This is a genomic window from Pseudomonas sp. RV120224-01b (assembly GCF_003208145.1).
In the GTDB taxonomy this organism is placed as follows: domain Bacteria; phylum Pseudomonadota; class Gammaproteobacteria; order Pseudomonadales; family Pseudomonadaceae; genus Aquipseudomonas; species Aquipseudomonas monteilii.
On the sequence record NZ_QKMQ01000004.1, the window covers coordinates 329,249 to 353,163 of the forward strand.

General features: G+C 61.9%; 18 protein-coding genes. 11 read left to right on the forward strand and 7 right to left on the reverse strand.

The window, feature by feature from the left end:
- Positions 1-204: 204 nt before the first annotated feature.
- Entirely contained in the window at positions 205-1,290 is a 1,086-nt protein-coding gene (gene glnL, locus N436_RS09820) for a nitrogen regulation protein NR(II) (protein ID WP_016712463.1), read from the forward strand.
- On the forward strand, positions 1,287-2,723 hold the full coding sequence (gene ntrC / locus N436_RS09825; RefSeq protein ID WP_110740883.1) for a nitrogen regulation protein NR(I): 1,437 nt from the start codon (positions 1,287-1,289) through the stop codon (positions 2,721-2,723). The genes glnL and ntrC overlap by 4 nt, the downstream gene beginning before the upstream one ends.
- A gap of 465 nt (positions 2,724-3,188) precedes the next feature.
- On the opposite strand, the gene N436_RS09830 is transcribed toward ntrC, so the two are convergent.
- A complete protein-coding gene (locus N436_RS09830; protein ID WP_110740884.1) occupies positions 3,189-3,626 on the reverse strand; it encodes a hypothetical protein in 438 nt (145 codons plus the stop codon).
- On the opposite strand from N436_RS09830, the gene trmL reads away from it, so the two are divergent.
- Positions 3,625-4,086, forward strand: coding sequence for a tRNA (uridine(34)/cytosine(34)/5-carboxymethylaminomethyluridine(34)-2'-O)-methyltransferase TrmL (gene trmL, locus N436_RS09835; RefSeq protein WP_012274606.1), 462 nt, complete (start codon positions 3,625-3,627; stop codon positions 4,084-4,086). The two genes, N436_RS09830 and trmL, sit on opposite strands and share 2 nt — an antisense overlap.
- Before the next feature lie 163 nt (positions 4,087-4,249).
- On the opposite strand, the gene secB is transcribed toward trmL, so the two are convergent.
- Genes secB through N436_RS09850 form a run of 3 tightly spaced genes read right to left on the reverse strand, consistent with a single transcriptional unit; the run spans position 4,250 to position 5,444 of the window.
- Positions 4,250-4,735, reverse strand: a complete 486-nt coding sequence (gene secB / locus N436_RS09840; protein WP_016712467.1) for a protein-export chaperone SecB — start codon at positions 4,733-4,735, stop codon at positions 4,250-4,252.
- 39 nt (positions 4,736-4,774) lie between these two features.
- Positions 4,775-5,029 carry a glutaredoxin 3 gene (gene grxC, locus N436_RS09845; RefSeq protein ID WP_003249204.1) on the reverse strand — a complete coding sequence of 85 codons (255 nt, stop codon included), beginning with the start codon at positions 5,027-5,029 and terminating at the stop codon, positions 4,775-4,777.
- Position 5,030: 1 nt separating this feature from the next.
- Complete coding sequence (locus N436_RS09850) at positions 5,031-5,444, reverse strand: rhodanese-like domain-containing protein (RefSeq protein ID WP_105946412.1); 414 nt, start codon at positions 5,442-5,444, stop codon at positions 5,031-5,033.
- A gap of 206 nt (positions 5,445-5,650) precedes the next feature.
- Between N436_RS09850 and gpmI the strand changes: the two genes are divergently transcribed.
- From gpmI to N436_RS09870, 4 genes are all read left to right on the forward strand, one after another.
- Positions 5,651-7,186, forward strand: a complete 1,536-nt coding sequence (gene gpmI / locus N436_RS09855; protein WP_105946413.1) for a 2,3-bisphosphoglycerate-independent phosphoglycerate mutase — start codon at positions 5,651-5,653, stop codon at positions 7,184-7,186.
- A 142-nt stretch (positions 7,187-7,328) separates the two neighbouring features.
- On the forward strand, positions 7,329-8,636 hold the full coding sequence (locus tag N436_RS09860; RefSeq protein ID WP_105946414.1) for a murein hydrolase activator EnvC: 1,308 nt from the start codon (positions 7,329-7,331) through the stop codon (positions 8,634-8,636).
- Between the two features lie 78 nt (positions 8,637-8,714).
- On the forward strand, positions 8,715-10,031 hold the full coding sequence (locus tag N436_RS09865) for a S41 family peptidase (protein WP_060500663.1): 1,317 nt from the start codon (positions 8,715-8,717) through the stop codon (positions 10,029-10,031).
- 8 nt (positions 10,032-10,039) lie between these two features.
- The gene (locus N436_RS09870) at positions 10,040-10,807 is read left to right on the forward strand and encodes a divergent polysaccharide deacetylase family protein (RefSeq protein ID WP_105946415.1); all 768 of its coding nucleotides are present in this window, start codon (positions 10,040-10,042) and stop codon (positions 10,805-10,807) included.
- Between the two features lie 5 nt (positions 10,808-10,812).
- Here the strand turns inward: N436_RS09870 and N436_RS09875 are convergent, their stop codons facing one another.
- Positions 10,813-15,381 carry a dermonecrotic toxin domain-containing protein gene (locus N436_RS09875; RefSeq protein WP_256589905.1) on the reverse strand — a complete coding sequence of 1,523 codons (4,569 nt, stop codon included), beginning with the start codon at positions 15,379-15,381 and terminating at the stop codon, positions 10,813-10,815.
- 229 nt (positions 15,382-15,610) lie between these two features.
- Here N436_RS09875 and N436_RS09880 point away from each other — a divergent pair, with 229 nt between their 5' ends.
- Positions 15,611-17,041: a serine protease gene (locus tag N436_RS09880; protein WP_110740886.1), complete on the forward strand. Its 1,431-nt coding sequence runs from the start codon at positions 15,611-15,613 to the stop codon at positions 17,039-17,041.
- Positions 17,042-17,106: 65 nt separating this feature from the next.
- Here the strand turns inward: N436_RS09880 and N436_RS09885 are convergent, their stop codons facing one another.
- On the reverse strand, positions 17,107-19,053 hold the full coding sequence (locus N436_RS09885; RefSeq protein WP_230852945.1) for a BCCT family transporter: 1,947 nt from the start codon (positions 19,051-19,053) through the stop codon (positions 17,107-17,109).
- A 533-nt stretch (positions 19,054-19,586) separates the two neighbouring features.
- On the opposite strand from N436_RS09885, the gene betI reads away from it, so the two are divergent.
- The 3 genes from betI (at position 19,587) to betA (ending at position 23,531) form a co-directional block, all read left to right on the forward strand.
- Positions 19,587-20,243: a transcriptional regulator BetI gene (gene betI / locus N436_RS09890; RefSeq protein WP_003259891.1), complete on the forward strand. Its 657-nt coding sequence runs from the start codon at positions 19,587-19,589 to the stop codon at positions 20,241-20,243.
- Between the two features lie 39 nt (positions 20,244-20,282).
- Positions 20,283-21,755, forward strand: a complete 1,473-nt coding sequence (betB, locus tag N436_RS09895; protein ID WP_027614845.1) for a betaine-aldehyde dehydrogenase — start codon at positions 20,283-20,285, stop codon at positions 21,753-21,755.
- Between the two features lie 78 nt (positions 21,756-21,833).
- On the forward strand, positions 21,834-23,531 hold the full coding sequence (gene betA, locus N436_RS09900) for a choline dehydrogenase (RefSeq protein ID WP_105946419.1): 1,698 nt from the start codon (positions 21,834-21,836) through the stop codon (positions 23,529-23,531).
- Between the two features lie 77 nt (positions 23,532-23,608).
- Here the strand turns inward: betA and N436_RS09905 are convergent.
- Positions 23,609-23,915, reverse strand: a 307-nt coding sequence (locus N436_RS09905) for an IS3 family transposase (RefSeq protein ID WP_146232677.1), incomplete at its 5' end; no start/stop codon positions are given.

Here is a 23,915-nt window from a genome sequence, read left to right on the forward strand (position 1 = left end):
GTTCAAATGAAACGTTTCATCCAGAGTTTCTGATCCGAATTTGCGCAGATACAGGCCTTTATCGGCAAATCCCGCTTCTTTTCGGAGCTTTGGTTTGTTTCTTGCATTTCTAGCAGGTAGAGAGCCTCGCATCGGCGGGGCCACCGCACCTGGCCCTGGCCAAAGCAGTGCCAGGCAAGCGCCAAAAGAGGTCAACGACGCCTTATGACCATCAGCGATGCACAGCACCGTCTGCTTCTGGACAACCTGACCACCGCCACGTTGCTGCTCAATGCCGAGCTGCGCCTGGAGTACATGAACCCGGCCGCAGAAATGCTGCTGGCCGTCAGCGGCCAACGTAGCCATGGGCAGTTCATCAGCGAGCTGTTCACCGAGTCGACCGAAGCGCTCAGCTCGTTGCGCCAGGCGGTCGAACAGGCGCACCCGTTCACCAAGCGCGAAGCGCAGCTCACCTCGCTGACCGGGCAGACCATCACCGTCGACTATGCGGTAACCCCTATCCTCAACCAGGGCCAGACCCTGCTGTTGCTGGAGGTGCACCCGCGCGACCGGCTGCTGCGCATCACCAAGGAAGAAGCCCAGCTGAGCAAGCAGGAAACCACCAAGATGCTGGTGCGCGGCCTGGCCCACGAAATCAAGAACCCCCTCGGCGGCATCCGCGGCGCAGCGCAGTTGCTGTCGCGCGAATTGCCCGAGGAAGGCCTGCGCGATTACACCAACGTGATCATCGAAGAGGCCGACCGCCTGCGCAACCTGGTGGACCGCATGCTCGGCTCGAACAAGCTGCCGTCGCTGGCCATGACCAACATCCACGAAGTGCTGGAGCGGGTCTGCAGCCTGGTCGAGGCCGAAAGCCAGGGTTGCATCACTTTGGTGCGCGATTACGACCCAAGCCTGCCGGACGTCTTGATCGACCGCGAGCAGATGATCCAGGCGGTCCTCAACATCGTGCGTAACGCCATGCAGGCGATCAGTTCGCAGAACGAGCTGCGCCTGGGCCGCATCACCCTGCGCAGCCGCGCCTTGCGCCAGTTCACCATCGGCCATGTGCGCCATCGCCTGGTGGCGCGGGTGGAAATCATCGACAACGGCCCGGGCATCCCGCCGGAACTGCAAGACACCCTCTTCTATCCCATGGTCAGTGGCCGCCCCGACGGTACCGGGCTGGGCCTGGCCATTACCCAGAACATCATCAGCCAGCACCAGGGCCTGATCGAGTGTGAAAGCCACGCAGGCCACACCGCCTTTTCGATCTACCTGCCTCTGGAACAAGGAGCCACCGCCTCATGAGCCGAAGTGAAACCGTATGGATCGTCGACGATGATCGCTCCATCCGCTGGGTACTGGAAAAAGCCCTGCAACAGGAAGGCATGACCACCCAGAGCTTCGACAGCGCAGATGGTGTGATGGGCCGCCTTGCGCGCCAGCAACCGGACGTGATCATTTCCGACATCCGCATGCCGGGTGCCAGCGGCCTCGACCTGCTGGCACAGATTCGCGAGCAGCACCCACGCCTGCCGGTCATCATCATGACCGCTCATTCCGACCTGGACAGCGCCGTGGCGTCTTACCAGGGGGGGGCCTTCGAATACCTGCCCAAGCCGTTCGACGTGGACGAGGCTGTCTCGCTGGTCAAACGTGCCAACCAGCATGCCCAGGAACAGCAAGGGCTGGATGTGCCACAGAACCTGGCGCGCACACCGGAAATCATCGGCGAAGCACCGGCCATGCAGGAGGTGTTCCGCGCCATCGGCCGCCTCAGCCACTCCAACATTACCGTGCTGATCAACGGTGAGTCGGGTACCGGTAAAGAGCTGGTTGCCCATGCACTGCACCGCCACAGCCCGCGTGCGGCGTCGCCGTTCATTGCCCTGAACATGGCCGCCATCCCCAAGGACTTGATGGAGTCCGAACTGTTCGGCCATGAAAAAGGCGCCTTCACTGGTGCCGCCAACCTGCGCCGGGGCCGCTTCGAGCAGGCCGATGGCGGCACGCTGTTCCTCGACGAAATCGGTGACATGCCTGCCGACACCCAGACCCGCCTGCTGCGGGTGCTGGCCGATGGCGAGTTTTATCGCGTTGGCGGCCACGTGCCGGTCAAGGTCGATGTGCGCATCATTGCCGCGACCCACCAGAACCTGGAGTCGCTGGTGCAGGCCGGCAAGTTCCGCGAAGACTTGTTCCATCGCCTGAACGTAATTCGCATCCATATTCCTCGGCTGGCCGACCGCCGTGAGGACATCCCCGCCCTCGCCCGGCATTTCCTCGCCCGCGCCGCCCAGGAGCTGGCGGTGGAGCCGAAGATTCTCAAGCCGGAGACCGAAGAGTTCATCCGCAACCTGCCGTGGCCGGGCAACGTGCGGCAGATGGAGAACACTTGCCGCTGGATCACCGTGATGGCCTCCAGCCGCGAGGTGCTGATCGGCGACCTGCCGCCTGAGCTGCTGAACCTCCCGCAGGATGCCGCACCGGTCACCAACTGGGAACAGGCCCTGCGCCAGTGGGCCGACCAGGCGTTGGCGCGTGGGCAGTCGAACCTGCTGGACAGTGCAGTGCCGAGCTTTGAACGGATCATGATCGAGACAGCGCTCAAGCACACCGCCGGGCGACGCCGGGATGCTGCGCTGTTGCTGGGCTGGGGGCGCAATACCCTGACGCGCAAGATCAAGGAGCTGGGGATGAATGTGGCGGGTGGTGATGACGAGGAAGGTGACGAGCACTGACTCTCGGTAATTCTGCAAGATCTTTGGGGCTGCTGCGCAGCCCATCGCGACACAAGGCCGCTCCCACAGGGATAGCGCCGCATCTGAACTGAGCGGCGTCCTGTGGGAGCGGCCTTGTGTCGCGATGGGCCGCAAAGCGGCCCCAGCCATTTCAGCCTCCCGATGCACCGATCCTGTGCCCGCTGCACCTCTCGAAGGCACAAATCCCCTCAAAACCCGGCCAAATACCCCTCAAAGCCCAATATTCACGGGCTTTGCAAAATTGGCACGCCCCCTGCAATACCTAATACATACCCAGTTTCGGGGGCCCTGGTACAGGCAGGCCGGGTGAACCCCTCTTTTATTTGCAACACCGCCCGTTTTGGGGACCTCGGTACAGGCAGGCCGGGACATCCCCCCTTTACACGCAATACGCAGTACCCCTTTTGGGGACCCTGGTACAGGCAGGCCGGGATATCCCCTCTTTTACTCGTGCAGTTTCACCTGCACACGCCAGCGCCCAGCGTCCTCTGCACCGGCCCACTCGCCGTGCAGGGGACGCGCGGCCACCACTGTCAGCAACAAGCCTTCCTTGCTCTTCTGCACCCGCCAGCTCACCGGCTTCCCCGCCAGGCTCAATTGCCCTTGCTGGGCCTTGCCCTGGGCCTGGAACAGCAACGCAACCGTCCCTTCCACGTTCTCGCCGTGCAGCTGCGGTTCTTCATTGAACCAAAGGTCCAAGCCATCCTGCACCACCTCCACCTGCTGCAACACCCGCTCTTCGGGCGTTGTCAGGCGACCAATCATCAACCCGACCATAACGCCAACGATCGCCAGCGACAGCATCATCCGTGGGAAGGCCTTCGAACGCACGTCCGGTTCAGGGGTAGAATGCCCGTCATCTTCACGCTTGGAGCCGTGCATGTTTCACGTCATCCTTTTTCAACCAGAAATTCCGCCGAATACCGGCAACATCATTCGCCTGTGCGCCAACAGCGGCTGCCACCTGCACCTGATCGAACCCATCAGTTTCGAACTGGATGACAAGCGCCTGCGCCGCGCGGGGCTGGATTACCACGAGTATGCCACGCTCAAGCGCCATGAGAGCCTGGCCGGATGCCTGGAAAGCCTGGGCAATCCAAGGCTGTTCGCCTTCACCACCAAGGGCTCGCACCCGTTCCATGAAGTGGCGTATCAGCCGGGCGATGCCTTCCTGTTCGGGCCAGAGAGCCGCGGATTGCCAGCCGAGGTGCTGGACAGCCTGCCAGCCGAACAACGCCTGCGCCTGCCGATGCGGCCAGGGTGCCGTAGCCTGAACCTGTCCAATACCGTGGCGGTGACGGTGTATGAGGCGTGGCGGCAGAATGGGTTTGCCGGGAGCTGATCTGTAGCCTGCTCTGGCCTCTTCGCGGGCAAGCCCGCTCCCACAGGTAGAGCGTCGCCCTCAAGGTTTGCATCATTCCTGTGGGAGCGGGCGTGCCCGCGAAAGGGCCGGTACAGGCAATAAAAAAGCGCCCCGAGAGGCGCTTTCGTGATACCGGCAGCTATTACTGCACAGTTGGCGCAGCGCCCGCTTCCTGCATGCGTTGCAGTTCTTGCGCATACAGGGCGTCGAAGTTGACCGGCGACAGCATCAGGGCCGGGAACGAACCGCGGGTCACCAGGCTATCCAGGGTCTCACGGGCGTACGGGAACAGGATGTTCGGGCAGAACGCACCCAGGGTGTGGCTCATCGAAGCCGCATCCAGGTTGGCGATCAGGAAGATACCGGCCTGCTGTACTTCAGCGATGAACGCCACTTCGTCACCGTTTTTGACGGTAACCGACAGGGTCAGCACCACCTCGTGGAAGTCGCCTTCCAGGGCTTTCTGCTTGGTGTTCAGGTCCAGCGCGACGCTCGGCTCCCAGCTCTGGCGGAAGATCTGCGGGCTTTTCGGGGCTTCGAACGACAGGTCGCGCACGTAGATGCGCTGCAGGGAGAACTGAGGGCTGTTGTCTTCTGCAGCAGCGCCGTTGGTCTGTTGGTCAGTCATGGCAGATCCTTATCCTAATGTTTTTGAATGCAGTGCAAATCAGGCCGCCAGCAGCGCGTCGAGCTTGCCGGCGCGCTCCAGGGCATAGAGGTCATCGCATCCACCGACATGGGTGCTGCCGATCCAGATCTGCGGCACCGAGGTGCGGCCGGCCTTCTGGCTCATCTCGGCGCGAACCTGCGGTTTACCGTCGACCTTGATTTCCTCGAAGGCCACGCCTTTGCTTTCAAGCAAGTACTTGGCGCGCATGCAGTAGGGGCAGTAGTCGCTGGAATAGACGATGACGGGCTTCATATCACTTCACCAGGGGCAGGTTATCGGCTTTCCAGCTGGAAACGCCACCGCTCAGTTTGGCAGCGGTGTAGCCAGCCTTGAGCAGTTCGCGGCAGTGGGTGCCGGACTGCTGGCCCATTGCGTCGACGACGATCAGGGTCTTCTCTTTGTGCTTGTCCAGCTCGCTCATGCGGGTGGCCAGCTTGTCCTGCGGAATGTTGATCGCACCGACGATGTGGCCGGCGGCGTATTCCTTGGCCGTACGGATGTCGACGACCAGGCCCTTGTCGGCATTGACCAGGGCGGTCAGTTGGCCGTTGGTCAGGCTCTGGCCGCCACGGCGGATTTCATTGAGCAGCAGCAGGACCAGCAGAACAACGAAGATCGCAACCAGGATGTAGTGATCTGTCGCGAATTGAATCAGGTGAGCAACCATCAGCGGTGTTCCAGGCGATTGAAAATGCCGGCCAGTATACACAGCCCCCCAGTGCCACCAAAGCCCGACAGGCCGGAGGGAAAGGTACCTTCATGTTGCTACATCGGGCGCACTGGTCAGGCAATAGGACGAATATTCGCCGCTGGTGGCGGATTTGCCCTAAAATGCGTGTCTTTATCATCTTTGAACAACCGTGAGTTTGATTGATGACGAGTACGCCCAAACCCCTGGTCCTGATCATCCTGGATGGCTTCGGCCACAGCGAAATCCCCGAACACAACGCCATCTTTGCCGCCAACACGCCGGTCTATGACCGCCTGCGCGCTACCCAGCCGCATGGCCTCATTTCCGGCTCAGGCATGGATGTCGGCCTGCCGGACGGGCAGATGGGCAACTCCGAAGTCGGTCACATGAACCTGGGCGCCGGTCGCGTCGTGTACCAGGACTTCACCCGGGTGACCAAGGCCATCCGTGACGGCGAATTCTTCGAAAACCCGGTGCTCACTGGTGCCGTGGACAAGGCCGCCAGCGCCGGCAAGGCCGTGCACATCCTCGGCCTGCTGTCCGATGGCGGCGTACACAGCCACCAGGACCACCTGGTGGCCATGGCCGAACTGGCCGCACAGCGCGGTGCGGAAAAAATCTACCTGCACGCCTTCCTCGATGGCCGTGACACCCCGCCGCGCAGCGCGCAGTCGTCCATCGAACTGCTCGACGCCACCTTCGCCAAGCTGGGCAAGGGCCGCATCGCCAGCCTGATCGGCCGCTACTTCGCCATGGATCGGGATAACCGCTGGGACCGCGTCAGCGCCGCCTACAACCTGATCGTCGACAGCGCCGCCGAATATACCGCCGACACCGCCCTGGCTGGCCTGGAAGCGGCCTACGCCCGTGACGAGAGCGACGAGTTCGTCAAGGCCACGCGCATTGGTGAAGCGGTCAAGGTCGAAGACGGCGATGCCGTGATCTTCATGAACTTCCGCGCCGACCGTGCCCGCGAGCTGTCGCGCGTGTTCGTCGAAGCCGACTTCAACGAATTCCCGCGTGCCCGCCTGCCAAAACTGGCGGCCTACATCGGCCTGACCCAGTACTCGGCCAAGATTCCGGCACCTGCAGCCTTTGCACCGGCCAGCCTGAACAACGTGCTGGGCGAGTACCTGGCAAAGAACGGCAAAACCCAGCTGCGGATTGCCGAGACCGAGAAGTACGCCCACGTCACCTTCTTCTTCTCGGGTGGCCGTGAAGAGCCGTTCGAAGGCGAAGAGCGCATCCTGATTCCATCGCCAAAGGTCGCCACCTATGACCTGCAGCCGGAAATGAACGCGCCGGAAGTAACCGATCGCATCGTCGAAGCCATTGAGCAGCAGCGCTACGACGTGATCGTGGTCAACTACGCCAACGGCGACATGGTCGGCCACACGGGCGTGTTCGAGGCTGCGGTGAAGGCAGTTGAAGCACTGGACACCTGCGTCGGCCGCATCGTCGAAGCGCTGGCCAAGGTGGACGGCGAAGCGCTGATCACCGCCGACCACGGCAACGTCGAGCAGATGGAAGACGAATGCACCGGTCAGGCGCACACCGCACACACCACCGAGCCGGTGCCGTTCATCTATGTGGGCAAGCGCAACGTGAAAGTGCGTGATGGCGGCGTGCTGGCCGACGTGGCGCCGACCATGCTGAAGCTGCTGGGGCTGGAGAAGCCGGTGGAAATGACCGGCACCTCGATCCTGGTTGACGCCTGATTCTGTGCATCGGGGGCCGCTTTGAGCCCCCATGACACATGAATTCCAGACAAACGCCCCTCTGCACCCGCAGCGAGGCGTTTTTTTTGCCTGCCCGGGCGGGCATACTAGGCCAGTCTCCATCCTTGGTACGCCAAACCCCATGCTTCGCGCCCTGATTCTCCTAGCCCTGTCTTGCCTGCTCAGCCCGGCCTTTGCCGATGAGCGTGCGCAGACCCAGCAGCAACTGGACGCCACCCGCCAGGACATTGCCGAGCTCAAGAAGACGCTGGGCAAGCTCCAGGAAGAAAAGGCCGGCGTGCAAAAGGACCTCAAAGCCACCGAGACCGACATCGGCGACCTCGAAAAACAGGTGGAGGCACTGCAGCAAGAGCTAAAAAAGACCGAGGGCGATCTGGAGCGCCTTGATACCGAGAAAAAAAAACTCCAGAGCGCCCGCGTTGAACAACAGCGACTGATCGCCATCCAGGCCCGCTCGGCCTACCAGAACAACGGCCGCGAGGAATACCTCAAGCTGCTGCTCAACCAGCAGAACCCCGAGAAGTTCGCCCGCACCCTCACGTATTACGACTACATCAGCAAGGCGCGCCTGGAACAACTGCGTACCTTCAACGAGACCCTGCGCCAGCTGGCCAACGTCGAGCAGGAAATTGCCAGCCAGCAAGAGCAGTTGCTGGCCCAGCGCGCCGACCTCGACAGCCGCCGCCAGGCCCTGGAAGCCGAGCGCGGCAAGCGCCAGCAGGTGCTGGCCAAGCTCAATGGCGACATGAAGGACCGCGACCAGAAGCTGCAGGCCCGCGAGCAGGACCAGGCCGACCTGTCCAAAGTACTCAAGACCATCGAGGAAACCCTGGCCCGTCAGGCCCGCGAAGCCGAGGAAGCGCGCAAGAAAGCCTTGCTGGCCCAGCAGGAAGCGGAAAAACGCCGCCAGCAGGAGGCCCTGGCCGCCGCCGCTGCCCGCGAACAGGCCAAGGAGCCGGTGGAGCCACCGAAAAAGGCCCGCACCACCCTCGGCCCGATGGTTTCCAGCGATGGCGCCAACTACGGCGGCGCTTTTTCTGCCGCGCGGGGCAAACTTCCATGGCCCGTCAATGGTCGACTGCTGGCACGCTTTGGTGATGCCCGCGGCAGCGATGCCCGTGCCAAGTGGGACGGGGTGATGATCAGCGCCAACCCAGGCACCCAGGTACGTGCGGTGCACGGCGGGCGTGTAGTGTTCGCCGACTGGTTGCGCGGTGCCGGCCTTCTGGTCATTCTCGACCATGGCAACGGTTACCTGAGCCTGTACGGCCACAACCAGAGCCTGCTCAAGAGCGCCGGTGATATCGTCAAGGCCGGTGAAGCCATTTCCACCGTTGGCGACAGCGGTGGCCAGGACGCGGCAGGCTTGTACTTCGCCATCCGCCAGCAGGGCCGGCCGACCGACCCTTCGCAATGGTGCCGGGGCTAGTCAAATTTCTACGGCGTAGCCTGAGTGCTGCGCCGATGCTCCCCAGGGAGCGCTTACAGGATCAGGAGTTCGTTCGACATGCTGCACTCGCCTCGTCTCACCCAGCTGGCCCTGTCCATCGCCCTGGCGGTCGGTGCGCCCCTGGCCGTCGCTGCAGAGCCGGCCAAGGCCGCCGCAGTGCCCGCCACCGAGGTCACGGCCAAGGCACCACTGCCACTGGAAGAGCTGCGCACCTTCGCCGAGGTCATGGACCGCATCAAGGCGGCCTATGTAGAGCCAGTGGACGACAAGACCCTGCTGGAAAATGCCATCAAAGGCATGCTCAGCAACCTTGACCCGCACTCGGCCTACCTCGGCCCCGAAGACTTCCAGGAGCTGCAGGAAAGCACCAGCGGCGAATTCGGCGGGCTGGGCATCGAAGTGGGCCAGGAAGACGGCTTCATCAAAGTGGTCTCGCCTATCGATGACACCCCGGCTTCACGGGCTGGCGTGCAGGCCGGCGACCTGATCGTCAAGATCAACGGCGCCCCGACCCGCGGCCAGACCATGACCGAGGCGGTCGACAAGATGCGCGGCAAGGTCGGCGAAAAAATCACCCTGACCCTGGTGCGCGACGGCGGCAACCCGTTTGACGTGACCCTGGCCCGCGCGGTCATTCAGGTCAAGAGCGTGAAGAGCCAGCTGCTGGAAAATGACTACGGCTACATCCGTATCACCCAGTTCCAGGTCAAGACCGGCGACGAAGTGGGCAAGGCCCTGGCCAAGCTGCGCAAGGACAACGGCAAGAAGCTGCGCGGGGTCGTGCTGGACCTGCGCAACAACCCGGGCGGCGTACTGCAATCGGCAGTGGAAGTGGCCGACCACTTCCTGACCAAGGGCCTGATCGTCTACACCAAAGGCCGCATCGCCAACTCCGAACTGCGCTTCTCCGCCGACCCGGCCGACGCCAGCGAAGGCGTGCCACTGGTGGTGCTGATCAACGGCGGCAGTGCCTCGGCCTCCGAGATTGTCGCCGGCGCCCTGCAGGACCAGAAACGCGCTGTGCTGATGGGTACCGACAGCTTCGGCAAAGGTTCGGTGCAGACCGTGTTGCCGCTGGCCAACGACCGCGCCCTGAAGCTCACCACCGCGCTGTACTTCACCCCCAATGGCCGCTCGATCCAGGCCCAGGGCATCGTCCCCGATATCGAAGTGCGCCCGGCCAAGCTCACCGCTGAAGTCGACACCGACAACTTCAAGGAAGCCGACCTGCAGGGCCACCTGGGCAACGGCAACGGCGGCGCCGACCGCCCGACTGGCAGCAGCAAGCGCAAGGAGCGCCCACAGGATGACGACTTCCAGTTGAGCCAGGCGCTGAGCCTGCTCAAAGGGCTGAACATCACCTCAGGCAAGTGATTCACCCTATGCGGTATCTGCTGTGTCTGTTGTTCTGCGTGTTGGCAGGGGTCGCGCAAGCGGCACCGGCCAACAAGGTCTACATGAGCATCATCATCGACGACCTGGGCCAGAGCACCGAGCGGGACAGCCGCACCCTCGCCCTGCCCGGCCCGGTGACCATGGCGATCATGCCCGACACCCCACATGCCAGCGATTTCGCTCGTCAGGCACACAAAGCTGGCAAGACGGTGATCCTGCACATGCCGATGGACCCTGCGACCGGTCCCTATGCCTGGCACCCCGAGTTGCCGCTGCCGGTCCTGGCCAGCAGGCTGGACGCAGCCTTGGCCAAGGTGCCATTCGCCGCCGGCATCAACAACCACATGGGCAGCCGAATGACCGCCCAGCGTGATGCCATGACCTGGCTGATGGGTGAACTGCAGCAACGACACCTGTTCTTCGTCGACAGCCGTACCAGCGCCGCGACGGTGGCTGCCGCGCAGGCGCAGGCAGTGGGGCTTGCCCACGTCTCAAGGGACGTGTTTCTGGACGACGAACGCACCACAGCGGCCATCATGGGGCAACTGAGCCGGGCCGTTCAGCTGGCTCAGCGGCAGGGATCCGCAGTGCTGATCGGGCACCCTTACCCGCAAACGCTGGACGTGCTTGAGCGCGAGCTACCGAGACTCAAGGCCCAAGGCATCACGTTGATCGGCCTGCCGCAGATGATCGCCGAACGGGGTAACCAGGCCATGCCCGCACATGGCAGCCATGGCCGATACAGCAACCGCTGACGGCGTCAATCGAACGGGATGATGCCGGTTGCCTGCTCCAGCGTCAGTTCACCCCGGTGCACGCGATAACCCGACCCACCTTCCTCACGCCCACCCATATGTCGCTGACGCCAGGTTTTCAGGTGGCCCCGCGTGAACGCCCGTGGCAGTGCGTCAACGGAGGGCATGTGAAAGTGCGCTACCCACAGTGTCCGCCCTGGCTTCGCACCGGGCTGCGCCACAAGCATGATCTTGTACTCGTCAAAAGCACTGCCATCGCTCATGGTTTTCCTTGGGCTGACATATTCCACCTTGATCAACTCCTGCTCATGCATGAACTTGAGTGCTTCGGCACTTGGGTAACGTGTACCGGTGTAGAGCGCAGTCAGTTTCAGGGTTTTCTCCGACCGCAGCCTGGCCGCCGCGTCCTTCAGGCGAATGGCAGCGTTACCAGGTGATACGGCTGCCTTGTCGAGCACAACCAACTGGCGGTCGAACAGCTGTGCAAGCAAGGTGCCTTTGATATCACTGCCAATATATTCGTCCGCTTTACGGATGAGCCGCTCGTTTTCATCCAGCAAGGCCTGCACACGATCAGCCGTATCGACCGGCTCTGCATCCGCCTGGGCCTGCTGTTGGTTACGTTCACGCCACTTCCCCGCCTCCCACTCAAAGTGGGCCAGTGCCTTGCCACCGAATGGCTCGTTCACCTCAAGCACCCTGCGCCCGCCTTCAGAGAGTACGTTACCGATAAGTAGCTGCCCTTCGACGTTGCGCACCACGAACTGCGGCTTGCTGGATGGCAAGTAAGCAAGCCGCCGGGGCGGAGCGCTGACACCGTCTTGCTCCTTGAATGCCTCGACCAGACGAGAACCGGCATCCCGCTTTAGCTTTTCCAGCTCGGTGCGGTAGCGGTCGATCATTGCAACCTCGATCAGGGCCCCACCTTCTTTACGAATACGCGCGCTGTTGAGCAGGGCCTCTGCATACCTGTCCCAGGCGTCTTGAAGAATGGTGATTCGATCCTCGACTGGCAGGTTGGCAAAATCGAGTGTTCCGTGCGCGCCCGCCGCATTGCGCAAGGCGCGCCCCGCCAGCTCCTCTTTGAACATGCGGATGCTGCGCTGACCACTGACAGAGTCCGCGTGCAAAGCCAGGCCTGCAAAATTCAATGCCTGATGGAAGCGGTACTGCACCGTACTGAAGGTACGCTTGGCGATCAGTGAGTCGACCGTTCGAACAACCGCTTCGCCTTCGCTGCTGATCACCCATTCACCGGGTGCCTCAACTACCGCCGCATCGAGGAGCTCATGTGCAAGCAGAATCCGATCCTCAAATGCCACAACGCTTTCCAGCTTACGGCGGTATGCAAGGTACTCTTCATGAACCTGCAGCAATGGCCGCCCATTGACCGCGTCCTGGATTGCAACCAGCTGCGGATACTCTGCCAAGTGCCACAACTCGTGGATGATGAAATCGTTATTAGCTATCTGGTTGATCAGAGCGGTACGTTTCTGCGTGGCCAACTGAGCGTCCCATCCTTTTCTTCGCTGCGCCGTAAACTTGGGTTCAAGCATGGTCTCGAGATTGGCCAACTTTTCACTGTCATATCGCACAATTTCTTCAAGGCATCGTACGGCTGCTTCGCGTTTGTCAGCGAGCTGCAATGTCCAGTCGGCGAGGCGCGCATCGTACTGCTCAACAAGCCTTGCAGAAGCCCCCATGTCATCTTCAGCGTGCGCAGTGTCCAGCTTTAGCTGTTCCTTGTCCCGAAGGGCCTTCAGCTTGGCCGTTTTACTCTGCAACGCTTTAACCTCACCTTGAAGCCCCGTGTATCTTTCGGTTACTTCATTGACCTGATCGACATGCTGGTTGATAGCGTGAACCAGTTTGTTGAAGCGCTCGGCAAGTTTTTCGCGCATGCCGCCCTTGCGCATGCCACCCGCAAGACGTAGCGTGCCGTCAACCCGCCACCCCCCGTCTCTATTGATCAACCACGGCCCATGGCCGCCTTTACCGTCCAGAACACGCACGCCCCCCACCGATACGTCGACCGGGTAAGCATCCCCGCCCATCACGGCGTAGAGCTGGCCCTGGACCCGGTACAGGCCAGCAGCCTGTCCCTGAGTTTGCAAGTCTGAGGCTTCGAAATGTACGCCTGAGCGCATGGCTCGCAGCGCCTGGCGCTGTGTGGGTGGCAACCAGTTGAAGCCGTGGTTGCCACGCCAGGACAAGTCCAGCCGGCGCTCCGGCAAGGCCGCTAACGCGCCGATCGCCTGCGGCACTCCGCCAGTGGGTGTCACCGAGACTTCGGCAAATGCGCCACGCTGCATAGAGACGCTTTCAAAGTTGGCGAGGTCGGGAAGCTGCCCGTATGTGCCGGGTTTCAGGCCCGGTTGCCGTGCATGCATCAGCACCATGCCCAGGTTCATCAATAAATCCGCTATCGCGGCGGAACGATCAAATTCCCCGCCCTGTTCAAGGGCAAGCAAATCGTTCTGCAGGGACGCCAGCAGTTGCACCAGCCACGCCACGCTCGCCACCGGCCCCCGTAGCACCAGGGTAACCACATCGAACAGCAGCCAGGCGCCCTGGCACAGGGTTTCCCATCGACGCTCCACATTGGACGTGGACTGCAGATCGGCCATTTCGACGAGCAGGTCGCGATTGGCACTGTAGAGCTTGTCATCAAGGCCAGTACGCCAGAACTGCGGATGAATGACCGGCGCAACCACAGGCTCAGGCAAGCTGTAAGGGTCGATGCCCACGCTGCTGACATGCGGCTCACGGAAGCCGCCATTGTCATAGATATGCCGAACCTCAGGTTCCAACCACTCAAGAATGCTCGCTTGCAGAAGAGACGAATCCTGTATGTGCTCAAGCAACGCACTCAGGCTCGCGTACTCGCGCAGCGTGTCCTGCTTGAACAGCGGGCGGTACAGCAATACCAGCGCCGGCTCGACGCAGAACAACAGGTACATGCCTCGCACCCGATCAAACCGATGGGAGCCTGGCTGACGCCTGAAGGTCAGCGGCATCAGGACCATTCGAGGGGTTTCCGGGTCGTCATGGCCTGCACAGAACGTCATGACGCACTGCAATCCCGTCTCCGTGAGCTTGCCATCCAGTTTGCCCTGCAACGCGCTGAAGCGCAGAGTGCTGCGCCACTCCCGGCCGAACCGTTTGACCCGCTGCTCACGGGTGAGCGGGTCGTCCAGCAAACCGGCGACATAGCGAGGGTAGGTGCCGCCGATATCCACCTGGGTTACCAAGCGCCTCGCGGCGTTGGCATCCAGCCATTCAGGTACCTGTGCCCCACGAGCATGGCGAATACGTATGACCGAAGCCTGGCTGAGTGCGCTCAGGTTGCCGATAGCGAACTCGGTCAGGGTCTTCTCGCCTTCCAGGGCCAAGGGCTCGCCGCCTCCCGCTCCCACCCCGGCACCACCGGGCACGCCTTGCGCCAGGTAGAACTCAAGAACCAGGTCGTCCGGCGATGTGTCGTCGGCATGCGCCTTGAGCATCTGCTCACTCAAGCGCTGACGGGCGTAGGTGTGCAGGCTCTGGACACCATCCAGCGCACCGACACCTTCGGCGTCCAACTGGTCGATCGCCAGTTGCAGCAAGGCGCCATGGCAGGCAATGGCGCCGGAGCCTGAACGTGCCGAAACGCCAGGAGGAGGTGTTACCGCCGACGTGTCGTCGAGGTAGGTGACGAACCACTGCGCCGGATCGCTCAGCTCGGCGAATAGTTTTTCTAGCGCTGCAACATCGGCCAGGCGCCCATAGCGCACCCGCGCAACCCTGTCGAACACACTTTCGAGCAGCTGTGCAACCTGTTGCGCAAAGGCATTGCCCTCAACCGGGTAACGTTGCCAGGTCATGTCATCGAAGCTGTAGTGCCGAGCAAGGTCGTCACGCAGGGCCAAGGCAAACTCGGCCAACGACGCAAAGCTGTGCACTTGGCCGGAAGGCGCACACCATAAGACCACCTGACGTTCATCCCACTCCCCCGTCACCAACAGATGGTTCAGCATTTCATCCGAATGGTTTTCCCCCTTCGACAGCCGGGCTTGCACGAAGCTCACATTCGGTTGGTCGGCACCACCGCGTATCAGGCCACGGATGCATGCCTGCTCCTGAGCATCCAGGCCTTGTAGAGGCAGGCCACGCAACAGGGCCGTCTTCAGCAGCAACTGCAGCCATTGGTCGCGGCTGGTGCCGGTGCGCCCCTGGCCACGCCAGAAATCGAGTTGTGCCTCACAAAAGTGCTGCGGCAACTGCTCGATCAGTGCGTTCAGTGGGCCGGTAAGGCCGCTGATCTGCCGGGACTCGAACTGGCTTTTGGCGCCGGCGAAGCGATAGGGCTCACTGAGGCCCAGGTTGTAGTGGCGCTCGCCAAGCGGCTCCAGGTCGAGCGAGCCAGTCTCCAGCATGGCCTGCAGAACCTGGTCGACCAGTGGCTGAGTGGTCCAGTAGGACAAGCCCGGCGCCGGACTCTCCAGTGCCAGCGCATCGGCGGACGGCAAACCGGGTTGCACATAGGCTAGCCACGGTAGCTCTGCAAGCAACAGCTTGAGCAACTGCTCGCTCACCACCTGGCGCAAGGTGGGACGCTCGCCAAACTGCTGGGCAGCAGCGCGCCTGAAGTCAAATGTGAATGTGTCGGAGTGGGGCATGCCAATAACTTCCTCTTGAGTGAGCAGAAAGCCTTGCGCGATTACCAGCGCCCCCGGTGCTACTTATTGCAGGCTCATACCTATTTACTGCCTGGCCTTCCAACAGCTCTGCACCCTGTTACCTCCATTTCAAAGGAGGTTCGAGATGAAACCATCCCTATTGATCGCCTTGAGCTGCGCACTACTCGGTACCCAGGCGTATGCCACAGGCAACGACAGTGCAGCCCAACGTACGCCGGCCACTGCTCCTGTCACCTTGACCAACAGCAATGGCGAGAATGCTCAGTGGACAGGCATCGGGCGTTTGTCACTGGCGGGCAAGCGCTGCATAGGCACCCTGCTTGATACACATGACGCCCTGGCGGGCCCGAACGGCCCGGCCTATGTCCTGACTGCCGGCCACTGCGCTGGCGGTGTGAATGGCAAGATACTTGTCGACCAGCCCGCAGAGGGCAGCATCCAGTTCAATTACTTCACCGACACAGTGCGACAGCGCCATACACGCCCCTTGAAACGCACGGTCTGGAACAGCACGCAGGGTGCCGACCTTGCCTTGCTTGAGCTAGACGCCACCCTCGATGAGCTCTTGGCCTTGGGAATCACCCCGTTGAAACTCGGCGCCTCACCCGCCTCACCCGCCTCAGGCGCAGCAGTCTGGGTTATCGGCGAGCCCTCTGCGTCGACAGACAATGGGTTAAGGCTTTCCAAATGCTCGGAATGGTATGCACCTACCGCAAGTGTGGGCAGCTGGGTATGGCGCAATGTCAGGAACAACGACTGCCAAGGGCTTGGCACAGGCGTTTCGGGTAGCCCGGTATTCGACCCCAACCTTGGCCGCTTGACCAGCGTCATCAACAGCCTCCAGGGCGATGAAGCCGGTTCTATTCCTGTACACCGTATATCTGGCTGTTTCGCGGCGGGCCAGGTCGATCTGGGCCTGGACGGTTGCAACCTGGTACCGGGTTTCCAGCTTGAGCAACGCCCTGACAGCGCGTTCAAAACCTCCACCAAAGCCCGCACACTGGATGACGGCACTTTGCAGCCAGCCACCTGGAATTTTGCTTTCAACATCGACACGCCGCGCTATCGCTACAAGCTGGCTGCCGATGCCTTGGCCTGTGAAGAGCCGACCGGATACAGCGGCACCATCCTCGCCAGCGAGGCATTGATCAATGATGCAGTGGGGCCTGAGCCTGGCACACACTATCTGTGCCTGATGGGTGTGCAGTCTGCAGACCAACGCCCCTCCCATGCGCTCATGGCCAACAGCCTCAGCATCGCGCTTAAATTGCTGCCACCGGGCAAGCCTACCGCACAGGTCACCCGTGAGGCCTTTGAGGACGGAAACATCAGCTTGTCCTGGCATAAAGAACCAGGCGTGCTGTTCTACAGAGTGAAGCGTGGAGCGCCAGACACGACCGACTGCGAAGACCCGGCAGGCTACCGCCTGTTGCGCCAGGAGCACATCGTGGTCAAAGCCTCGAAATTGCCGTTGAAGGTGTGCAGCGTTGCCATCGACCTGATCGAGCAACGCTCGGCGCATCGCACCGATTTGCTGGAAGAAAGCGGGGCTTGAACCTGACCGCATAAAAAAAGGGCCTGTTCGAAAACAGGCCCTTCGTTCATCCAACCCGTTCAGGGTCAGCTATACACACGCCCCAGCAGCTGGCGGTGGCTTTCGAACTGGTCCAGCACATCCCGCACGATCTGCTCCGGCGCAAAGCCCATCAGGTCGTACTCCTGGCTGCCATCGTGCAAGTAGACCTCGGCACGGTAGAAGCGCTGGCGCACTTCCGGCTCGCCTTCCACCGGCGCCTCACTCGGCGCGGCCATATAGCCGTCCAGGCTTACTTCGTAAACGAACGGGTTACCCTCGTCCATCATCACCCGCAGGCCCATCATGTTACGCGACTGGCCAACACGGGTTTCCACTTCGAAGCCCAGGGTTTGCAGTTGCGCGGCCGCTTCTTTCAGCGCCGGGCTGACCTGCTTGTCCATGAAGCGCTGCACCACGGCCTGGGTAGGCTGCAGTTCCAGCTGGGTCAGGCGCTCGCTGAAGCCACGACGGCCACGGGCGGCCAGCTCGGCGCGCTCGCTTTCTACCGCCACGTCCTGCTTCATGGCCTTGTACAGGCCGAACATGAACAGCACCAGCACCACCGAGAACGGCAGGCCCGCCAGCACCACCATGGTCTGCATGGCTTCGAAGTTACCGGCAAACAGCAGGCCAATGGTGACCAGGGTGATAACCACCGACCAGAACACCACCATCCAGTGCGGAGCGTCTTCGTCGACCTTGCCGCCTTTGCACGACAGGTTGGCCATCATCACCGCGCCGGAGTCGGCCGGGGTGAGGAACAGCACGAAACCGACAAACACCGCTACACCGATCACGATCTTGGCTGCCGGGAAGTATTCCAGCAGCTGGTAGATCGACATCGACGGTTGTTCCAACGCGGTCTTGCCCAGTTCTACAGCGCCCTGGTTGATCACCAGGTCCAGCGCGGTATTGCCGAAGATCGACAGCCAGGCCAGGGTAAAGCCCAGCGGGATCAGCAGCACACCCATCACCAGTTGGCGCACGGTGCGGCCCTTGGAGATACGGGCAATGAACATGCCGACGAACGGGCCCCAGGAGATCCACCAGGCCCAGTAGAACACGGTCCACAGGCCCAGCCAGCGCTCGGACTTGCCCGCCTCGCCTTCATACACGTACAGGTCGAAGGTTTTCAGCACGATGCCGTTGAGGTAGTCGCCGATGTTCTGCACGAAGCCGTTGAGCAGGTGCAGGGTTTCACCACCCAGCAGTACGAAGATCAGCAGGCCGCTGAACAGCATGATGTTCAGGTTGGACAGGCGGCGAATGCCGTTCTCCACACCCGACACCGCCGCCACGGTGGCCACACCGGCCATGACCAAGATCACCACCAGCAGGTTGGTCTTGCTGTGGTCCATGCCGAACAGGTACTCCAGGCCGGAGGACACCTGCATCGAGCCGATCCCCAGGTTGGTCACCAGGCCCAGCAGGGTCACGAACATGCCGAAGATGTCCACGGCGTTGCCGGCAGCGCCCTTGACCCAACGCTCACCCACCAGCGGGTACAGCGCCGAGCGCAGTGCCAGCGGCTGGTTGTGGCGGTAGGCAAAGTAACCCACGGCCAGGCCGACCAGGGCATAGATTGCCCAGCCGTGCAGGCCCCAGTGCAGGAAGGTCAGTTGCAGGCCCTGGCGCGCCGCTTCGAGGCTGGCCGGGGTGCCTTCCGGCGGGTTGAAGTAGTGGTCCAGCGGCTCGGAAGCGCCGAAGTACAGCAGCGAAATACCGATACCGGACGAGAACAGCATGCCGGCCCAGGCGCCGTAGCTGAAGTCCGGCTGGTCGTCCTTGCCGCCCAGCTTGAGGCTGCCGTAGTCGGAGAAGGCCAGGTAGACGACAAACAGCAGGTAACCGCAGATCACCAGCATGTAGTACCAGCCAAAGGTGCGCGTCAGCCATTTCTGGGCCACGCCCAGCACCTGGCCGGCGGTTTCGGGTACAGCGATCAGCAAGGCAGTCAGAACAAGGATCATCAGCGCGGAGGTGAAGAACACCACGCGGTTGACCCGTACCCTCTCGGCGGGGGGCTTGGTAAGTGAGGCAGAACTCATTGCACGAATGCTCCGGGCAGTACGGCTGTGGAGGCTAATCAGTCTTTCCCGAGCAATTGGTGGAATATCCCCACTGCATCAGGTGTTATAAAAGCACCCTGGAAACCGTGATCCCGAATCGATACGTTGCAAAAAAACAGACAGGTGGCCTGCTGAAAATGCCACGCCTCGGCTGAGGTGCGCGCATTCGTCACAGATCACCCCGCCCGCTCCAAGGGCCTGTCGCAGGGCCAGTGACCGTACGGCAGAATCTGCATTTCGCATCGCTCATGCCCGTCAACGCCTTGTATTCCGGGGGTTACGCGATTTCCTGGGGTGTCAACTCGTGCCTTCTCGACCGCTTGAAAAACTGTCAATGGCACAAATTGTCGCAGAGCTTATTCTTTATTGATTGAACGTTCAATCAAAACAAAATAGACTGGCCTTCGCCGAGTCAGCCGCCCGTCGTCTGCTCGCAGGCCTGAGGAGATAGCAAGATGCCCAAGGTCGGTATGCAACCCATCCGCCGCCAGCAGTTGATCGAAGCCACGTTGCAGGCGGTCGATCAGGTCGGTCTGGGGGACGCCAGCATTGCGCTGATTGCCCGTTTGGCCGGTGTGTCGAACGGCATCATCAGTCACTACTTTCGGGACAAGAACGGCCTGATTGCAGCGACGATGGGTTACATCATGAACATGCTCAACGAAGGTGTTCGAGCACGTCGCCAGGCCCTGACGGACGACAGCCCGCGCGCCCACCTGAAAGTGATCATCGAGGGCAACTTCGATGCCAGCCAGGTGAACGGCCCGGCAATGAAAACCTGGTTGGCCTTCTGGGCTTCCAGCATGCACCAGCCCGATTTGCACAGGTTGCAGCGGATCAACGACCACCGCTTGTATTCCAACCTGTGCTGCCAGTTCCGCCGCGCCTTGCCGCTCTACCATGCGCGCAAGGCAGCCCGCGGCCTGGCAGCTTTGATCGATGGCCTGTGGCTGCGTGGTGCCCTGTCGGGTGATGCATTCGACACCGACCAGGCGATACGGATTGCTTACGAATACATGGATCTACAACTGGCTAAACAGCACACCCTGGGTACAAACGACCAGGCCGCTGAACAACCGCGCACGGCCCTTGCCAACCCGGCTGGAGCGTGACGCGCAAGCCAAACCACACACTGCACTTGCGAGGACACTATGGCCCGTTTCGGAACGCAAAAACTCTACATTGATGGCGCTTACGTCGACGCTGGCAGCGATGCCACCTTCGAAGCCATCAACCCGGCTACCGGCGAAGTCCTCGCCCACGTACAGCGTGCCACCCAGGCTGACGTCGAGAAGGCTGTGGAAAGCGCCGAGCGCGGCCAGAAGGTCTGGGCTGCAATGACCGCCATGCAGCGTTCGCGCATCCTGCGCCGCGCCGTCGACATCCTGCGCGAGCGCAACGACGAGCTGGCCATGCTGGAAACCCTGGACACCGGCAAGTCGTACTCCGAAACCCGCTACGTCGACATCGTCACCGGCGCCGACGTGCTGGAATACTACGCAGGCCTGGTGCCGGCCATCGAAGGCGAGCAGATCCCGCTGCGCGAATCGTCCTTCGTCTACACACGTCGCGAGCCGCTGGGCGTCACCGTGGGTATCGGTGCCTGGAACTACCCGATCCAGATCGCCCTGTGGAAGTCCGCCCCGGCCCTGGCCGCTGGCAACGCGATGATCTTCAAGCCGTCGGAAGTCACCTCGCTGACCACCCTGAAACTGGCCGAGATCTACACCGAAGCCGGCCTGCCGAACGGCGTGTTCAACGTACTGACCGGCAGCGGCCGCGAAGTCGGCACCTGGCTGACCGAGCACCCACGCATTGAAAAAGTGTCCTTCACCGGCGGCACCACCACCGGCAAGAAGGTCATGGCCAGCGCCTCCAGCTCCTCGCTGAAGGAAGTCACCATGGAACTGGGCGGCAAGTCGCCACTGATCATCTGCGCCGACGCCGACCTGGACAAGGCCGCCGACATCGCCATGATGGCCAACTTCTACAGCTCGGGCCAGGTGTGCACCAACGGCACCCGCGTGTTCATCCCTGCCGAGATGAAAGCGGCTTTCGAAGCCAAGATCGCCGAGCGCGTTGCCCGCATTCGCGTTGGCAACCCAGAAGACGAAAACACCAACTTCGGCCCGCTGGTCAGCTTCCCGCACATGGAAAACGTGCTGGGCTACATCGCCAAGGGCAAAGAAGAAGGTGCCCGTGTGCTGTGCGGTGGCGAGCGTCTGACTGCCGGTGACTTCGCCAAGGGCGCCTTCGTGGCCCCGACCGTGTTCACCGATTGCACCGACGACATGACCATCGTCAAGGAAGAAATCTTCGGCCCGGTGATGAGCATCCTCACCTACGAAACCGAAGAAGAAGTGATCCGTCGCGCCAACGACACCGAGTACGGCCTGGCCGCCGGTGTGTGCACCAACGACATCACCCGCGCCCACCGCATCATCCACAAGCTGGAAGCCGGTATCTGCTGGATCAACGCCTGGGGCGAATCGCCGGCCGAAATGCCGGTCGGTGGCTACAAGCAGTCGGGCGTCGGCCGTGAAAACGGCGTCAGCTCGCTGGCTCAATACACCCGCATCAAGTCGGTCCAGGTCGAGCTGGGCGGCTACAACTCGGTCTTCTAAGGCCCTGTCCAGCCACGCCCGTGCCCCCGCGCACGGGCGTTCCCGCTCCCTGATCACCGCCAACACGAGGGTACTTTCATGTCCCAAGAATTCGATTACATCATCGTCGGTGCCGGCTCGGCCGGTAACACCCTGGCTACCCGCCTGACCGAAGACGCCGGCGTTACCGTACTGCTGCTGGAAGCCGGTGGCCCCGACTACCGCTTCGACTTCCGCACCCAGATGCCAGCCGCCCTGGCCTTCCCGCTGCAGGGCCGCCGCTACAACTGGGCCTACGAGACCGACCCGGAGCCGTTCATGGACGGCCGCCGCATGGAATGTGGCCGCGGCAAGGGCCTGGGTGGCTCGTCGCTGATCAACGGCATGTGCTACATCCGCGGCAACGCCATGGACTTCGACGGCTGGGCAGAGCTGCCAGGCCTGCAAGACTGGACCTACCTGGACTGCCTGCCGTACTTCCGTAAAGCCGAAACCCGCGACATCGGCCCGAACGACTACCACGGCGGCGAAGGCCCGGTCAGCGTGGCCACGCCAAAGGCTGGCAACAACCCGCTGTTCCACGCCATGGTAGAGGCCGGCGTACAAGCCGGTTACCCGCGCACCGAAGACCTGAACGGCTACCAGCAAGAAGGCTTCGGCCCGATGGACCGTTCGGTAACCAAGAACGGCCGCCGCTCCAGCACTGCCCGTGGCTACCTGGACCAGGCCAAGAAGCGCCCGAACCTGACCATCGTCACCCACGCCCTGAGCGACCGCGTGCTGTTCGACGGCAAGCGCGCCGTTGGCGTGACTTACCTGGTCGGCGACAGCGAAGAGCGCGTTGAAGCCCGTGCGCGCAAGGAAGTGATCGTCAGCTCCGGCGCCATCGCTTCGCCACAGCTGCTGCAACGTTCCGGCGTCGGCCCGCGTGCCCTGCTGGAAAGCCTCGACATCCCGGTGGTGCACGACCTGCCAGGCGTAGGCGAAAACCTGCAGGACCACCTGGAACTGTACCTGCAATACGCCTGCACCCAGCCAGTATCGCTGTACCCTTCGCTGCTGTGGTGGAACCAACCGGCCATCGGTGCCGAGTGGATGTTCAACGGCACCGGCATCGGTGCCAGCAACCAGTTCGAGGCTGGCGGTTTCATCCGTACCCGCCCTGAGTTCAAGTGGCCGAACATTCAGTACCACTTCCTGCCGGTCGCCATTAACTACAACGGCTCCAATGGCGTGAAGGAACACGGCTTCCAGGCGCACATGGGCTCCATGCGCTCGCCTGCCCGTGGTCGCATCCAGGCCAAGTCGAAGAACCCGCGCCAGCACCCGAGCATCCTGTTCAACTACATGTCCACCGAGCAGGACTGGCAGGAATTCCGTGACGGCATCCGCCTGACCCGTGAAATCATGGCCCAGCCGGCGCTGGACCCGTACCGTGGCCGCGAAATCAGCCCGGGCGCCCACGTGCAAACCGACGAAGAACTGGACAAGTTCATCCGCGAGCACGCCGAAACTGCCTTCCACCCGTCCTGCTCGTGCAAGATGGGCACCGATGACATGGCAGTGGTCGACGGCGAAGGCCGTGTGCACGGCATGAAGGGCCTGCGCGTGGTCGATGCGTCGATCATGCCGCTGATCATCACCGGCAACCTCAACGCCACCACGATCATGATCGCCGAGAAAATCTCCGACAAGATCCGTGGCCGCAAGCCGCTGGCGCGCAGCACTGCCAAGTACTATGTGGCAGGCGATGCACCGGTTAAGGGCAAGCCGATGCGTGAAGTGAAGCAGGCCTGACAGCAGGGCCGCTTTGCGGCCCATCGCCGGCAAGCCAGCTCCCACAGATTGGACTGCCCCCCAAAAGTTGGACAGTTTTAGCCAGTGGTCTGAGTCCTGTAGCTCACAGGGCTCAGGCCATTGAGTTTCAGCCTGATGCGGTCATGGTTGTAGTAGTGAATGTACTCATCCAGTCCCGCTTTTAGTTCCTCGACACTCTCAAAGCGATTCAGGTAGAAAAACTCCGACTTGAGCGTGCCGAAGAAGCTTTCCATCGCCGCATTATCCAGGCAATTGCCTTTGCGGGACATGCTCTGCTTCACACCTCGTGCGGCAAGTTTGTGACGGTATTGAGCCTGCTGATAATGCCACCCTTGATCTGAGTGGATGACTAGCTTGGGCTTT

What these genes read in the sequence shown, in the direction of transcription:
- N436_RS09870 (WP_105946415.1), top strand. Translation starts at nt 10,040, where the DNA reads ATGCGGTATCTGCTGTGTCTGTTGTTCTGCGTGTTGGCAGGGGTCGCG.
- glnL (WP_016712463.1), top strand. Translation starts at nt 205, where the DNA reads ATGACCATCAGCGATGCACAGCACCGTCTGCTTCTGGACAACCTGACC.
- betI (WP_003259891.1), top strand. Translation starts at nt 19,587, where the DNA reads ATGCCCAAGGTCGGTATGCAACCCATCCGCCGCCAGCAGTTGATCGAA.
- secB (WP_016712467.1), bottom strand. Translation starts at nt 4,735, where the DNA reads ATGACTGACCAACAGACCAACGGCGCTGCTGCAGAAGACAACAGCCCT.
- gpmI (WP_105946413.1), top strand. Translation starts at nt 5,651, where the DNA reads ATGACGAGTACGCCCAAACCCCTGGTCCTGATCATCCTGGATGGCTTC.
- betB (WP_027614845.1), top strand. Translation starts at nt 20,283, where the DNA reads ATGGCCCGTTTCGGAACGCAAAAACTCTACATTGATGGCGCTTACGTC.
- ntrC (WP_110740883.1), top strand. Translation starts at nt 1,287, where the DNA reads ATGAGCCGAAGTGAAACCGTATGGATCGTCGACGATGATCGCTCCATC.
- N436_RS09830 (WP_110740884.1), bottom strand. Translation starts at nt 3,626, where the DNA reads ATGCACGGCTCCAAGCGTGAAGATGACGGGCATTCTACCCCTGAACCG.
- trmL (WP_012274606.1), top strand. Translation starts at nt 3,625, where the DNA reads ATGTTTCACGTCATCCTTTTTCAACCAGAAATTCCGCCGAATACCGGC.
- N436_RS09880 (WP_110740886.1), top strand. Translation starts at nt 15,611, where the DNA reads ATGAAACCATCCCTATTGATCGCCTTGAGCTGCGCACTACTCGGTACC.
- N436_RS09865 (WP_060500663.1), top strand. Translation starts at nt 8,715, where the DNA reads ATGCTGCACTCGCCTCGTCTCACCCAGCTGGCCCTGTCCATCGCCCTG.
- betA (WP_105946419.1), top strand. Translation starts at nt 21,834, where the DNA reads ATGTCCCAAGAATTCGATTACATCATCGTCGGTGCCGGCTCGGCCGGT.
- N436_RS09860 (WP_105946414.1), top strand. Translation starts at nt 7,329, where the DNA reads ATGCTTCGCGCCCTGATTCTCCTAGCCCTGTCTTGCCTGCTCAGCCCG.
- N436_RS09850 (WP_105946412.1), bottom strand. Translation starts at nt 5,444, where the DNA reads ATGGTTGCTCACCTGATTCAATTCGCGACAGATCACTACATCCTGGTT.
- grxC (WP_003249204.1), bottom strand. Translation starts at nt 5,029, where the DNA reads ATGAAGCCCGTCATCGTCTATTCCAGCGACTACTGCCCCTACTGCATG.